16 protein-coding genes are annotated in these 14,110 nt (G+C 54.9%); 15 read left to right on the top strand and 1 reads right to left on the bottom strand.

The window, feature by feature from the left end:
- The 8 genes from EHV07_RS12655 to EHV07_RS12690 all read left to right on the top strand — a co-directional run bounded on the left by EHV07_RS12655 (nucleotide 1) and on the right by EHV07_RS12690 (nucleotide 6,092).
- A complete protein-coding gene (locus tag EHV07_RS12655; protein WP_147198400.1) occupies nucleotides 1-561 on the top strand; it encodes a hypothetical protein in 561 nt (186 codons plus the stop codon).
- Nucleotides 562-569: 8 nt separating this feature from the next.
- Complete coding sequence (locus EHV07_RS12660; protein ID WP_147198401.1) at nucleotides 570-1,898, top strand: adenylate/guanylate cyclase domain-containing protein; 1,329 nt, start codon at nucleotides 570-572, stop codon at nucleotides 1,896-1,898.
- Between the two features lie 94 nt (nucleotides 1,899-1,992).
- The gene (locus EHV07_RS12665; protein WP_147198402.1) at nucleotides 1,993-2,583 is read left to right on the top strand and encodes a phage baseplate assembly protein V; all 591 of its coding nucleotides are present in this window, start codon (nucleotides 1,993-1,995) and stop codon (nucleotides 2,581-2,583) included.
- Nucleotides 2,583-2,930, top strand: coding sequence for a GPW/gp25 family protein (locus tag EHV07_RS12670; RefSeq protein WP_147198403.1), 348 nt, complete (start codon nucleotides 2,583-2,585; stop codon nucleotides 2,928-2,930). Before EHV07_RS12665 ends, EHV07_RS12670 begins: the two co-directional genes overlap by 1 nt.
- Before the next feature lies 1 nt (nucleotide 2,931).
- Nucleotides 2,932-3,840, top strand: a complete 909-nt coding sequence (locus EHV07_RS12675; RefSeq protein WP_147198404.1) for a baseplate assembly protein — start codon at nucleotides 2,932-2,934, stop codon at nucleotides 3,838-3,840.
- Nucleotides 3,833-4,441, top strand: a complete 609-nt coding sequence (locus EHV07_RS12680) for a phage tail protein I (RefSeq protein ID WP_147198405.1) — start codon at nucleotides 3,833-3,835, stop codon at nucleotides 4,439-4,441. Before EHV07_RS12675 ends, EHV07_RS12680 begins: the two co-directional genes overlap by 8 nt.
- Entirely contained in the window at nucleotides 4,438-5,502 is a 1,065-nt protein-coding gene (locus EHV07_RS12685) for a phage tail protein (protein WP_147198406.1), read from the top strand. The genes EHV07_RS12680 and EHV07_RS12685 overlap by 4 nt, the downstream gene beginning before the upstream one ends.
- Nucleotides 5,502-6,092 (top strand): tail fiber assembly protein, encoded by a 591-nt coding sequence (locus EHV07_RS12690; protein ID WP_147198407.1) that lies wholly within the window; start codon nucleotides 5,502-5,504, stop codon nucleotides 6,090-6,092. The genes EHV07_RS12685 and EHV07_RS12690 overlap by 1 nt, the downstream gene beginning before the upstream one ends.
- Nucleotides 6,093-6,163: 71 nt before the next feature.
- Here EHV07_RS12690 and EHV07_RS12695 read toward each other — a convergent pair whose 3' ends face one another.
- Nucleotides 6,164-7,492, bottom strand: a complete 1,329-nt coding sequence (locus tag EHV07_RS12695) for a HEPN domain-containing protein (protein WP_147198408.1) — start codon at nucleotides 7,490-7,492, stop codon at nucleotides 6,164-6,166.
- A 266-nt stretch (nucleotides 7,493-7,758) separates the two neighbouring features.
- On the opposite strand from EHV07_RS12695, the gene EHV07_RS12700 reads away from it, so the two are divergent.
- The 7 genes from EHV07_RS12700 to EHV07_RS12730 are packed head-to-tail and all read left to right on the top strand — an operon-like array spanning nucleotide 7,759 to nucleotide 14,067.
- Nucleotides 7,759-8,928: a phage tail sheath protein gene (locus EHV07_RS12700; RefSeq protein ID WP_147198409.1), complete on the top strand. Its 1,170-nt coding sequence runs from the start codon at nucleotides 7,759-7,761 to the stop codon at nucleotides 8,926-8,928.
- A 12-nt stretch (nucleotides 8,929-8,940) separates the two neighbouring features.
- Complete coding sequence (locus EHV07_RS12705; protein ID WP_147198410.1) at nucleotides 8,941-9,450, top strand: phage major tail tube protein; 510 nt, start codon at nucleotides 8,941-8,943, stop codon at nucleotides 9,448-9,450.
- A 54-nt stretch (nucleotides 9,451-9,504) separates the two neighbouring features.
- Nucleotides 9,505-9,783: a phage tail assembly protein gene (locus EHV07_RS12710; protein ID WP_147198411.1), complete on the top strand. Its 279-nt coding sequence runs from the start codon at nucleotides 9,505-9,507 to the stop codon at nucleotides 9,781-9,783.
- A 32-nt stretch (nucleotides 9,784-9,815) separates the two neighbouring features.
- On the top strand, nucleotides 9,816-9,938 hold the full coding sequence (locus EHV07_RS12715) for a GpE family phage tail protein (RefSeq protein ID WP_125287881.1): 123 nt from the start codon (nucleotides 9,816-9,818) through the stop codon (nucleotides 9,936-9,938).
- Nucleotides 9,931-12,390 carry a phage tail tape measure protein gene (locus tag EHV07_RS12720; protein WP_147198412.1) on the top strand — a complete coding sequence of 820 codons (2,460 nt, stop codon included), beginning with the start codon at nucleotides 9,931-9,933 and terminating at the stop codon, nucleotides 12,388-12,390. The genes EHV07_RS12715 and EHV07_RS12720 overlap by 8 nt, the downstream gene beginning before the upstream one ends.
- Nucleotide 12,391: 1 nt before the next feature.
- Nucleotides 12,392-12,907, top strand: coding sequence for a phage tail protein (locus EHV07_RS12725; protein ID WP_147198413.1), 516 nt, complete (start codon nucleotides 12,392-12,394; stop codon nucleotides 12,905-12,907).
- Nucleotides 12,904-14,067, top strand: coding sequence for a phage late control D family protein (locus EHV07_RS12730; protein ID WP_147198414.1), 1,164 nt, complete (start codon nucleotides 12,904-12,906; stop codon nucleotides 14,065-14,067). Before EHV07_RS12725 ends, EHV07_RS12730 begins: the two co-directional genes overlap by 4 nt.
- Nucleotides 14,068-14,110: the final 43 nt, after the last annotated feature.

Here is a 14,110-nt window from a genome sequence, read left to right on the forward strand (position 1 = left end):
TTGACTGAGGTCATTTTGGAGAGATTCAAAGAAGAACGCAAGAACGACCCATCGCAACAAATTGAAGTTTTGTTAAAAATATTGATAAGGACAGATGGTTACCTCAATAGTGCCAATACAAAATCAACTATTTTACTGAGTTTATCGTCAGCTCTTTTTGCTACTATATTATTAAATTATGACAAATTCCTTCAACGCCTAGATGAAATTAATGATAAATACATTCTTTCGCTGTTTGGTTTGATATCTCTCATCTTACTTTTATTGGCAATTTTCTATTCATTAAAAGGCATGATCCCATATTTGGAACCATCTTCGCAAAAGAATATATATTCCTTTGTTGATCTCCGTCATTATTTTAAAAGCGCTAGCGAATACTCAGTGGGGCTGAAAGAGAAGAATAACCATGAAAGAATAGAGTCGCTGGTGTCATTAAATTATAATCTATCCGGCGCTCTTTTGGAGAAATACAACTACCACAAAAGATCTATCGAATGTATCACCGTATCTCTAATTTCATTAGGATTAATGGTGTTAGTGATAATACTCTCAGAAATATAAGGCCTAATATGTCCATAGAAGATATTTATAAAGGGTTAGAAAGATCCTTGGATATTACATTGTCAAAGCGGCGACATAGCGAGTTAATGAAAGGAGGTATGGCTTTTGATTCACAAGAATCATTAAATGAAAGCTCCCTTAATACTGGTTTAATACGTTCTCAAAGTTTAGCTTCAGCACCAGATAGTTATGGTGTAAAGAACATAGTACGGCATAAATTTGGAAAGCATGGGCAACTACAAAAAAGCTTTGGCTGCCATCCGGATTTTGAAGATATCAATGGTACTGATGAGCTGCGTTACGGATATTCAGTCACACTTTTTATGGATATCATTGGTTCGACAAAGCTTGGCGTTATTTATACTCCAGAAGAAGTTTTTGGTATTAAAAATGATATTATCCGTTGCGCAATCGAAACTATAGATTCGTTCGATGGGCATGTTCATCGTATAATGGGTGATGCCGTTATGGCGTTTTTCCGGAGCGAACGGAAAAAAGCTGACGGATTAATAATGGATAGCGGCATTGATGCTTTAAATTGTTCGGCGTTTTTAATAGAAATGATGGAGAAAGTTGTGTCACCTAAACTTTCGGACATTGGTGCTGAGAAAATTGGGATAAGGATTGGTATTGATTATGGTAAAGATGAAGATGTAATTTGGGGAACCTATGGATATTTGGGTTCTCATGAGGTAACAGCAACATCTTATCACGTTGATGTCGCGGCAAAATTACAACAAAAAGCCCCAAAAAACTCAATCTTAGTTGGGGAGAATTTCGCAGAGCTTTTAGGATTCGACGATGATTTGTTAAAAGTGATGGAAAAAAATAAAAATGGCATCCCTGAGAAAAAAACCTTCGTCACACCAAACTATATTACAATTGATGGTAAGCCTAAAAATTATAGGCAATTTTTAGTTGATCACAAATCTTATAATACTTATACCCCTATCAATTCTTATCCAGAACATATGGAGTTGTCAGCCACGATAAAAAGGTCGGCTAAAGATCCATCTGATGACGAGTATTACAGATGTTCACGGAGTATAAAAAAAGGCGCAGGGGTTTCATTTAAAGTTAAATATTACGATATACATGAACGTGATCTTAAGTTTTTATTTAGGGTTGAAAATACAGGTGAGGAAGCCAGGGGGCATGATAACAACGGCAATCACGAATGTTACGTTGCTGCCAAATATCAAGGAAATGGAGTGTATTTTGCGAGCCACTGGGAAGACACTAAATTCAAAGGGATTCACCATATGTTTGTATCAGTATGGTCTGGTAATACCAGGTTAATGGGAGAAGAAAGATTTTCGATATTTATAACGGATTAATTAATAAATAGAAATTGATTTCTAACATGCTTGCTTGTGCACGAGCAAAATAAATTAGCATGAAAGTGCCGATTAATATTGGCACTCTCTCTTCATGAACACACAAATCCCAGAAATCCTGCGCCTGCTGCGCAACCTGATCCGTATCGGCACCGTCTCCGCCGTCAACCTTGACGACGGGCTTTGCCGCGTGGATACCGGTAACAATACAACCAACTGGCTGCACTGGCTGACCGCCCGTGCCGGTCGTACCTGTTCATGGAATGCGCCTTCCGTCGGCGAGCAGGTGCTTGTTCTGTGCCTGGGCGGCGAGCTGGATACCGGCTTTATTTTGCCGGGCGTGTTCTCTGACGAACATCCTGCCCCGTCGGCCTCGGCTGACGCGCTGCACTGGTCGTTTCCCGACGGCGCGGTAATTGAGTATGAACCTGCCAGCGGCGCGCTGAAGGCAATCGGCATCCAGACCGCCACCATACAGGCCGCCGTCAAAATCATGCTGGACTCGCCCGAAGTCGAATGCTCTGCACTGCTGAAAACCGCCACGCTGGAAGTCACCCAGGGCGGCACGATGAAAGGCGATATTCAGCACAGCGGCGGCGGCTTTACCTCTAACGGCGTGGTCGTGCACTCCCACAAACACGGCGGCGTGAAGTCCGGCGGCGACACGTCAGGAGGGCCGCAGTAATGACCGTGAAATACAGCGGTATGAGCCGCGACACCGGCGGGGCGGTGAATGATATCGATCATATCCGCCAGTCGGTACGCGACATTCTGCTGACGCCGGTCGGCACCCGGATAATGCGCCGCAGCTACGGCTCGCTGCTGTCCGCGCTCACTGACCAGCCGCAGAATGAATCGCTGCGCCTGCAAATTATGTCGGCCTGTTACGTGGCGATTTTGCAGTGGGAACCCCGCGTGAAGCTGACCGGCATCTCTTACGAATCTGCGTTTGACGGCGGCATGGCGGTTGAACTCACCGGCACCCGCGCCGACAACGCGCAGGACTTTTCCCTGACCATTCCCGTGAGCTGATATGGCAACTATCGACCTGAGCCAGCTACCCGCGCCCGACGTGGTGGAAGTGCTGGACTATGAAACCCTTCTCGCTGAACGCAAAGCCACGCTGATTTCGCTCTATCCGGCGGAGCAGCAGGAGGCCATCGCCCGCACGCTGGCGCTGGAATCGGAGCCGGTGGTCAAGCTGCTGGAAGAAAACGCGTACCGCGAGGTTATCCTGCGCCAGCGCATCAACGAGGCGGCTAAGGCCGTGATGGTGGCGTATGCCCTGGCGGATGATTTGGACCAGCTCGGCGCAAACAATGGCGTTACCCGCCTGACGCTGACGGCCGCTGATGAAACCACGCTCCCGCCGACCGCCGCCGTGATGGAAAGCGACGACGATTTTCGCGTGCGTATCGCCGCCGCCTTTGAGGGGCTGAGCGTGGCCGGGCCGTCGGGCGCTTACGAGTACCACGCGAAAAGTGCCGACGGCCGCGTGTCGGATGCGTCCGCGATCAGCCCGTCGCCCGCGTGCGTGACCATCACCGTGCTGTCGCGGGAGGGAAACGGCGTGGCGACCGCCGACCTGCTGGCCGTGGTGGATAAAGCCCTAAATGATGAGGACGTGCGCCCGGTAGCTGACCGGGTCACGGTGCAGTCGGCCGCCATCGTGGATTATGCCGTGGACGCCGTGCTGTATCTCTATCCGGGGCCGGAAGCCGAGCCGATACGCGCCGCCGCTGAGGCAAAGCTTACCGCGTTCGTCAGCGCCCAGGCGCGGCTTGGCCGGGACATCCGCAAGTCGGCTTTATACGCTGCGCTTCACGTTGAGGGCGTCCAGCGGGTTGAGCTGACCGAACCCGCCGCCGACGTGGTGCTGGATAAAACGCAGGCCGCGTACTGCACCGGCTGGGCGATTACGGTCGGGGGTTCGGATGAATGATCGCCTGCTGCCGGTCGGCTCGTCGGCGCTGGAAGTTGCCGCCGCTGAAGCCTGCGCGAAGATTGAAGCCATTCCGGCACCGCTACGTCGGTTATGGAACCCGGACACCTGCCCCGTTGAGCTGCTGCCGTATCTTGCCTGGGCGTGGTCGGTTGACCGCTGGGACACCGGCTGGAGCGAGTCAACAAAACGCGCCGTCGTCAGCGCCTCGCAGTACGTGCATAAGCACAAAGGCACGCTCGGCTCAATCCGTCGCGTGGTGGAGCCGCTCGGCTATCTGATCCGCATCGTTGAGTGGTGGAAGACCGGCGGCGAGCCGGGCACGTTCCGGCTGGACGTGGGCGTGCTGGATACCGGCATTACCGAGGAAATGTATAACGAGCTGGAGCGCCTGATTGCCGACGCGAAGCCGTGCAGCCGCCACCTTATCGGGCTGTCGGTTAACCTAGACGCCAGCGGCGCGCTGCCGGTTGCCGCCGCCTGCTACAGCGGCGACGAGCTGACGGTTTACCCCTATACCCCTGAACTTATCAGCGTCGGCGGGCCGGGCTATACCGGCGCGGCGGTGCATCTTATTGACCTGACGGAAGTAAGCACATGACGACGAAATATTTTGCCCTGCTGACCAGCCAGGGCGCGGCAAAGCTTGCCAATGCCGCCGCGCTGGGAACGAAAGTCCAGATTACCGAAATGGCCGTGGGCGACGGAGGCGGCACGTTGCCCACGCCGGACGCGGTGCAGACAAAGCTTATCAACGAAAAGCGCCGGGCCTCGCTCAACGCGCTGTCGGTGGATGCGGCCAACAGCAGCCAGATCATCGCCGAGCAGATTATCCCCGAAAGTGAGGGCGGCTTTTGGATCCGGGAAATTGGCCTGTTTGACGCCGACGGCGTGCTGATTGCCGTGGCCAACTGCGCGGAAACCTACAAGCCGCAGCTCGCCGAGGGCAGCGGCCGTACGCAGACCGTGCGCATGATTTTAATCGTCAACAGCACAAGCGTCGTAACATTGAAAATCGATCCGTCCGTGGTGCTGGCAACGCGGCAGTATGTCGATAACGCGGTGATTGAGGTGAAGGCTTACGCCGACAGGGCGCTGGCCGCGCACGTTGCCGCCGCCAATCCCCATAAGCAGTACCTGCAGGCGGCCAACGCGCTGGCGGAAATTAAGGACGCCGGACTGGGTTCGAAAGCGCTTGCCGCGCTGGGGCTGGGCGATGGTTCATCCGTGCCGGTTGGCGTGCCGCTGCCTTACCCGACCGCAACCGCGCCGGACGGCTGGCTGAAGTGCAACGGCGCATCGTTCAGCGCCACCGCTTACCCGCTGCTGGCGAAGGTGTATCCGTCGCTGAAGCTGCCTGACCTGCGCGGCGAGTTTATCCGTGGCTGGGACGACGGGCGCGGCGTGGACTCCGGGCGGTCTGTCCAGACTTTGCAGTTAGATGCTATGGGCGTGGGTTACGCGTCAAACGGCCTGACGGTTAAAAATATTCTGGTACTTACCAGCAGAGCATCCCAAAGCTCTGACGCCATTGACGGTATTGCTGCTGGAAATAACTTTTCGGACGGAACCGCAACGTCAACGACGCGTCTTGGTATCCGTTCTGCTGCTGAAACCCGTCCGCGAAACATCGCCTTTAACTACATTGTGAGGGCCGCATAATGGCAAAGATTACCCTGGATAAAAACGGGCTGGCGAAGGCTTCCGGCTCACTGACGGTTCATAATTTTGACGGCCTGACCGGTGAATTCACTGGCACAACGGACGAATATTTACCGCAGGGCGTGGGCATTCCGGCTAATGCCTGTAGCACCGCGCCGCCCGCAGCCGGTGCCGGATTTGTAGCGATTTACCGCGACGGCGGTTGGCAGAGCATGGCCGATCATCGTGGCGAAACGGTGTATTCCACTACGGACGGCTCGGCTACAGAAATCGCCGCGCCGGGCGACTATCCGGCAGGCACCACCACGCAGGCACCGGCAACCGACTATGACCAGTGGGACGGGAAAGAATGGGTAACGGATACGGACGCGCAGCAGGCCGCAGCCGTACGGGCGGCAGAGGCTGAAAAAGCCGCACGTATCGCAGAAGCCAACAGCATAACGCAGGCATGGCAGACGCAGCTGAGGCTCGACATTATCACCGATGTGGATAAGGCTTCGCTGACTGCCTGGATGAAGTACGTGCAGGAGGTACAGGCTTTAAATATTTCCTTATCTTGCTCTTTTTCCTGGCCAGCAAAACCCCATTAAATAAAAGCCCGTATCTACGGGCTTTTATTATTGGTGAATGTTTTTTAAAGCAATAATTGTAAAATTTATTTTTATCTAGGTATCTCTTTATCCATGTATGTATGTATAAGCTCCAAGCTGATTTCAAGTTGACGAAAAAGATGTGCCGTTACAATAAGCCTTAATATATCACCTATGCGAATATATTCCTGAGTTGTTAATTTATTCATAAGGACTTTAGGTCGACCTATGTGGGCAAGTTCGTTTCTCAAGGTGGCGATATTATCACCAATTGAATCGCTGTTATACTTTGAAAAAATCCCACAAAAGAACGAGCGCATTCTACTTGAAGCATATTCATTAAAAGGTTTTTCATATTTTTCTTTTGGCACTCCACCTAATGATTTGTTTATATCCTCGATTAAAGTTGCATAAAGAATGATATCCCCATAGGCTTCATTTAATGTTCTCATTCCCGTTTCGTATCGATATGAAATAGAGAGTACCTTATAAGCGTCTGCTATCTCAAACCATTTCCCTAGCGTTGTTTCAAAATTAATCTCTCTTAGATTTAAAGGGGTGTAAAAATGGCTCACGTTTTCCTGAGCTAATTCAAAGGTTCGTTGCTCTAACCCTAGCCCAAATAGTACAGAGCACGATTTTATTTTTTCATCAAGAAATTTTAAGATAATCTCCTCTGGGAAAATTGGCTTAGCAATCAAAATACTAAAAAGCGATGTTACTTTAATTACCCCAAGAATGATATCATTGGTTGTTACATCGCTTTCTTTAGATAGTCTAAAGAAAAACTCAAGCGTTTTTCGAAGCAAAAATGAAGCTTGTGGATATTTCTCGCGGATACTATCAAAGTGATATTTAAACTCATTCAGTGCGTCATCGTCCTTTGAGTGAATTAAGTTACTTAAATTTTTATCAGCTCGCAAAAAAGTTGCTTTATTTCTAATTTGTACTTCCCACCCATGACTTTCAGCTTTCCCGGTTATTTCTTCTTTAAACTCATATTGGTGCAAGAAATTTTGAGGGTGCATGAATTCTTGCATTCCATTGAAATTAAAATCACAGTATTCAATTAAGTCTAATTCTTCTGTAAAATCGCCAAATATTGCGTAGGGGAAACTATGTGTACCTGTTCTTATAAAAAATTCCCCAACATAGTTTGTCCCTGAGGATAAATTGAATGGACCGATCAGCGTACATAGCTTACCGTTACTTAATATCCCAAAAAGACGTTCACATTCTTGCGGTGATTTTTCATTTGATAAAGAGTATTCAAGCTTCAATCCTGTATAAGGTGTGTATTTTATGACGCCTGGAAATCGACCTTCCTTTGTGTTCTTGTCTGGGAAGAATTCACCGAAAAACTCATAATCTCCAAGTAAATTAATTCTATCTGTTGACATTTTAACTCCATGTGTAGGTTGGATTTTATACGGTGGGGTTAGGGTAATCTTCAATTGTAGCTATGCGGAATACAGGAGTGAAATATACTAATTTTTTACACGGATAAGCTGACGCAGCTATAGATATTAAACTGGTGGGAAGTTGATTGCACTAGATACTTCAAACCGTATGATTATTTTTGTTCATCCATCAGCAAATTTCTATTGCATGCACCATTAAGTCTGACCTGACAATCTGAGCGCACCCATTTAACGGAGTGCATCAGATGTCTGATTATCATCACGGTGTCCGCGTCGTCGAAATCAACGACGGCACGCGCACCATTTCCACCGTCTCCACGGCGATTGTCGGGCTGGTCTGTACCGCCGCCGACGCCAATGCGACGACGTTCCCTCTGAACACGCCGGTACTGTTAACCAACGTGCAGGCCGGTATCGCCAAAGCCGGTAAAAAAGGCACGCTGGCCGCGTCCCTGCAGGCGATTGCCGACCAGTCAAAGCCCGTTACCGTCGTGGTGCGCGTGGCCGAAGGCGCGACCGAAGCGGAAACCATTTCCAATATCATCGGCACCACCGATGAGAACGGCCAGTACACCGGCATGAAGGCGCTGTTAAGCGCGCAGACCCAGCTTGACGTCAAGCCGCGCATTCTCGGCGTGCCGGGCCTCGACTCGCCGGAGGTGGCGACCGCACTTGCCAGCATTGCGCAGCAGCTGCGCGCCTTCTGCTACGTCTCCGCCTGGAACTGTAAAACCGTCTCTGACGCGCGCAAATACCGCGAGAACTTCAGCCAGCGCGAAATCATGGTTATCTGGCCGGATTTCATTGCCTGGAACACCACGGCCAACGCGTCTGAAACCGCGTACGCCACGGCGCGGGCGCTGGGCCTGCGCGCCAGAATCGACAACGACACCGGCTGGCACAAAACGCTTTCTAACGTCGGCGTGAACGGCGTCACCGGGATTTCTGCGGGCGTCTTCTGGGACCTGCAGCAGACCGGCACCGACGCCGATCTGCTGAATGAGGCCTGCGTGACCACGCTTATCCGCAAGGACGGCTTTCGCTTCTGGGGAAACCGCACCTGCAGCGACGATCCGCTGTTTGCCTTTGAGAACTACACCCGCACCGCGCAGGTGCTGGCCGACACGATGGCCGAGGCGCATATGTGGGCCAACGATAAGCCGCTGACGCCGGTACTGGTGCGCGAGATTATCGCGGGCATCAACGCCAAGTTCCGCGAGCTGGTCAACGCCGGTTATCTGCTGGGCGCATCGTGCTGGTATGACGAGGCGGCCAACGACAAGGACACGCTGAAGGCGGGCAAGCTGTCGATTGACTACGACTACACGCCGGTGCCGCCGCTGGAAGATTTAACCCTGCGCCAGCGCATCACCGACAAATATCTGGCGAACTTCGCCGCATCCGTAAACAGCTGAGGAGCCGGATAAATGGCACTGCCACGAAAACTCAAGGGGATGAACCTCTTTAACGACGCCAACAGCTATCAGGGCGTCGTCACCAGCGTCACGCTGCCGAAGCTGAGCCGCAAGCTTGACCCGTTCCGGGGCGGCGGCATGAGCGGCGCGGCGCATATCGATATGGGCCTGGACGACGACGCGCTGGATATGGAATGGAGCATCGGCGGTATCGACGAGCTGGTGCTGACGCAGTGGGGCGCGACGTCCGTACCGCTGCGCTTTACCGGCTCGTACCAGCGCGACGATACCGGCGAGGAAATCCCGGTAGAGATTGAGGTGCGCGGCAAGCACCAGGCGTTTGATTTTGGCGAGGCCAAACAGGGCGAGGACACGGAAACCAAAATCACCACCAAATGCACCTATTACAAGATGGCCTTTAACGGCAAGGAGCTGATCGAAATCGACACCATCAACATGGTGGAGAAGGTCAACGGCACCGACCGTCTGGAGCAGCGCCGCAAGAATATCGGCCTCGTTTAACTGACCGCCAGCGCCCGGCGCTGGCCTTATCCCCCTTTTGCAGAGAGAACAATCATGGAAAACAAAGAAAACGTCGTTACCCTGGAAACCCCGATGATGCGCGGCGAGCAGGCAATCAGTACCGTTGAGGTGATTAAGCCCAACTCCGGCGCGCTGCGCGGCACCCGCCTTGCCGACCTTGCAGGCTCGGACGTGGACGCGCTGATTACCGTGCTGCCGCGCATCACCCTGCCCGCGCTGACAAAAGCGGAATGCCTGAACCTCGACCCGGCCGACCTGATTGCGCTGGCCGGTAAGGTGATCGGTTTTTTGTCGCCGAAGTCGGACGCGTAAGCTGGCCCAGAGCGCTGACCGTTAACGACCTGATGGCGGACATTGCGACGGTGTTTCACTGGCCGCCGTCTGAAATGTACGCCATGCCGCTGGCCGAGCTTATCGACTGGCGGCACAAGGCCATCATTCGCAGCGGAGTAAAAACCGATGAATAACCTTAAGTTGCAGGTGCTGCTGAAGGCGGTGGATCAGGCGACGCGGCCTTTTAAGGCTATCCAGAACCAGACCAAGGCGCTGGCGGGCGGCATCCGCGACGCGCAAAGCAGCCTGAAGGAACTGGACGCGCAGGCAGCGAAGATTGACGGCTTTCGCAAATCAAGCGCGCAGCTGGCCGTCACGCAGCAGAGCCTTAAGGATGCGAAGGCAGAAGCGGCCGCGCTGGCCGTGGCCTTTAAAAATACCGAAAAGCCCACCACGGCGCAGGCCCGCGCGCTGGAAAAAGCCCGGCAGGCGGCCAGCGCGCTGCAGACCAAAAGCAACAGCCTGCGCCTGTCGGTGCAGCAGCAGCGCGAGGCGCTGAAGGCCGCCGGGATCTCCACCAAAAGCCTCGGCAGCGAGCAGCAGCGGCTCAAAACCGCCGCCGCCCAGGCGACCGTCAGCCTGAGCCGTCAGAAAATGGAGCTGCAGCGCCTGAGTCAGCAGCAGGAGCGGCTGAACCAGACCGGCGAGCGCTACCGCAAGGGCCAGGAACTGTCGGCGAAGATGCGCAACGTCGGCGCGGCCGGTGTCGGTGCCGCCACGGTTGGCGTGGTCGCGGCTTCTTCCGTTCTGCGTCCGGGCTACGACTTTGCGCTGGCCAACTCCACGCTGCAGGCGACGCTCGGCGTTGATAAAAACTCCGCCGACTTTCAGTCGCTGCGCACCCAGGCACGCAGCATCGGCGACAACACGGCGGCCTCGGCCAACGATGCCGCGCAGGCGCAAATCGTTATCGCCAAATCGGGCGCGAACGTTGACGACATTAAGGCGGCCACGCCGGTTACGCTGAATATGTCGCTGGCGAACAATCGCACGATGGAGGAAAGCGCCGAGCTTTTAATTAGCACGAAAAACGCGTTCGGGCTGGCTAACAGCGAGGTCGCGCACCTGGGCGACGTGATATCCGCGACGCTCAACAAAACCGCGACCAAATTCGACGACCTGAGCGACGCCATGCCCTACGTCGCGTCGGTGGCGAAAAATGCGAAGGTAAGCGCCGAGCAGACGGCGGCCATGATTGGCGCGCTGGCAAATAACGGCACTACCGGCAGCATGGCCGGTACGGGCATTCGTGCCATGCTGCTGCGCGTGCAGGGGCCGACCGGCGAGGCGTTCAAGGCAATAAAAGAGCTGGGCGTAAAGACCGCCGACGGCAAGGGCAACCTGCGGCCGTTTTTCACCATCCTGAAGGAGATGCAAAAGTCCTTTGATAAAAACAGGCTCGGCGATACCCAGCAGGCGGAATACCTGAAGACCATCTTCGGCGAGGAGGCCGCGTCGGCAGCCGTCACGCTGATGAAATCCGCCGCCAGCGGTGAGCTGGACAAACTGACGAAAACCTTTCAGGGATCGGACGGCAGCACGGCGAAGCTGGTCAACGTGCAGCAGGACAACCTCGGCGGCGATCTTAAAGAACTGCAGTCTGCCAAAGAGGCTATCGGCACCGACCTGTTTGACGGCCTTGATAAGACCCTGCGCTCGCTGACAAAGCAGACCACAAAGTTTTTGCTGAACGTGGACGGCTGGATCCAGAAAAACCCAATGCTGGCAAAGGGGATGGCCCTGGCCGCCACGGCGGGGCTGGTTTTAGTGGGCGCGATTGGTGCAATTGGCCTTGTCGCCTGGCCGGTGATTACCGGCGTTAATGCGCTTATCGGCGGCGCGGGCCTGCTCCGTACCGCCTTTACCAGGGCGGGCGAGGCTATCGTAACGGAAATGGGGCTGATTTCATGGCCGGTCGTGGCCGTGGTGGCCGCCGTGGTGGCAGGAGCGCTGCTTATCCGTAAGTACTGGCAGCCGATTAAGGCATTTATGGGCGGCGTGGCCGAGGGCTTTAAGGCCGCGATAGGCCCAATCAGCGAGGCTTTCGGGCCGCTGAAGCCTGTTTTTGACTGGATAACGGACAAGATAAAGGCCGCCTGGAACTGGTTTAAGAAGCTGCTGGAGCCGGTGAAGTCCACGCAGGCGGAGCTGAAAAGCGCGGGCGATATGGGGAAAAAGTTCGGCAACGCGCTGGCCGAGGGGCTGAAGATACCCGGCAAGGCGCTTGAGCAGCTTACAAACGGCATCAGCTGGATGCTGGAAAAGCTGCACCTTATCGACAGCAAGTCCGAAGACCTGAAGGACAAGCAGCCGGGAAGCGATCCGAACAATCCGAAGGATAAACACGACCCGGTCGCGCCGAACGGCCTGCCGTGGAGCCTGGCCGACACTGCCCCGCCTTACAACCCGGTAACGTCACCGGCGGCGGGTGGCTACAGCGACCAGAGCCAGAACAGCTACCAGTACGATATTCACATGCATCCGGGCATGACCAAAGACGACGCGCTGGCGCTGATGGCGGAGCATCAGGCCCGCGAGCAACGCAAACGCCAGGCGCAGCAGCGCAGCAAAATGGGATGGGAATAACATGATGATGATTTACGGGCTGCTGCCGTTTATGCGCCAGACGCTGCCCTATTCGGACATGCAGCAGAATATCGACTACCGCTGGCCTACTAACAGCCGCGTCGGACAGCGGGCGTCGGCGCAGTTCCTCGGCGTGGGCGATGAGAAAATTACCCTGACCGGCGAGCTGCGCCCGGAAGTGACGGGCGGCGCTGTCTCGCTGCTGAGCTTTAAGCTACTGGCCGACGAGGGCCGGGCGTGGCCGCTGATTGGCGGTAACGGCACCATTTACGGGATGTACGTGACGGAGAACTTTTCCGCCTCGCACAGCGAGTTTTTAAGCAACGGCTGCGCGCTGAAAATCACCTTCACGCTGAGCCTGAAGCGCGTCGACGAGTCGTTAACCTCAATGTACGGCGACCTGCAGAAACAGGCCGACGGGCTGATAAGCGGCGCGGGCAGCCTGCCGGGCCAGGTCGCGTCGGCAATCAGCCAGGCGAAAACCGCCGCCGCAACCGTGGGCGGGCTGCTGTCATGAGTATCAGCAGCATGGCAATACAGGCGGGCGCGCAGATGGCCCCGGACTTTATGCTGTCGGTCAACTCCAGGGACGTCACGGCCAATATCCGCGACCGGCTTATCTCGCTGACGCTGACGGATAACCGGGGCTTTGAGGCCGACCAGCTCGACCTTGAGCTGGACGACGCCGACGGGCTGCTGGCGATGCCGGTGCGCGGCGCGGTGATTAAGCTGTTTCTCGGCTGGAAAGGCCAGGCGCTGATCGGCAAGGGCGAGTTTACGGTAGATGAAGTGGAACACCACGGCGCGCCGGATACCATGACCATTCGGGCAAGGAGCGCGGATTTTCGCGGCTCGCTGAATTCCCGGCGTGAAGTGTCGTATCACGATACCACCCTGGGCGAGGTCGTGAAGCAGGTAGCGGAGCGCAACAAGCTAAGCCCCGTGCTGGCCGCAGGCTTCGCCACGCAGGCAGTGAGCCATATCGACCAGACGCAGGAAACCGACGCGGCGTTCCTGACGCGGCTTGCCACGCTGTACGGCGCGGTGGCCGCCGTGAAAGCAGGAAAGCTGCTGTTCCTGCGTCCGGGCAGCGGCGTGACGGCCAGCGGCAAACCGATCCCGCAGCTGAACATTACGCGACAGGACGGCGACCGGCACAGCTTCAGCATTGCCGACCGGGGCGCGTATACCGGCGTGTTGGCCAGCTGGCTGCACACCAAAGACCCGAAGCCGAAGAAGGTCAGGGTGAAGCGCAAGCCGAAGGAAAAGCACCTGCGCGCGCTGGAGCATCCGGCGGCCAGAAAGAAAAAGGCCACCGCCACCAAAACCCCGGAGGCAAAGGAGGGCGACTATCTGGCCGGCACGGAAGATAACGTGTTTACGCTGACCACGGTTTACGCCACCAAAGCCGCCGCGATGCGGGCGGCGAAGGCGAAGTGGGACAAGCTGCAGCGCGGCGTTGCCGAGTTTTCGCTGACGCTGGCAATGGGCCGCGCGGATCTCTTCCCCGAAACGCCGGTAAAGGTCAGCGGGTTTAAGGCGGTGATCGATGCGCAGCCGTGGCTAATCAGCAAGGTAACGCACAGCCTGAGCGGCAGCGGCTACACAACGGCGCTGGAGTTTGAGGTGCTTTTATCTGATGTTGAGTACGAAGCGGAAGACAGTGGAACAGGGTAACATAAACATAAATTAAAATTTGCAAGTTAAAGTTTGATTATGC

This window comes from Pantoea sp. CCBC3-3-1, assembly GCF_007981265.1.
Lineage (GTDB): Bacteria > Pseudomonadota > Gammaproteobacteria > Enterobacterales > Enterobacteriaceae > Erwinia.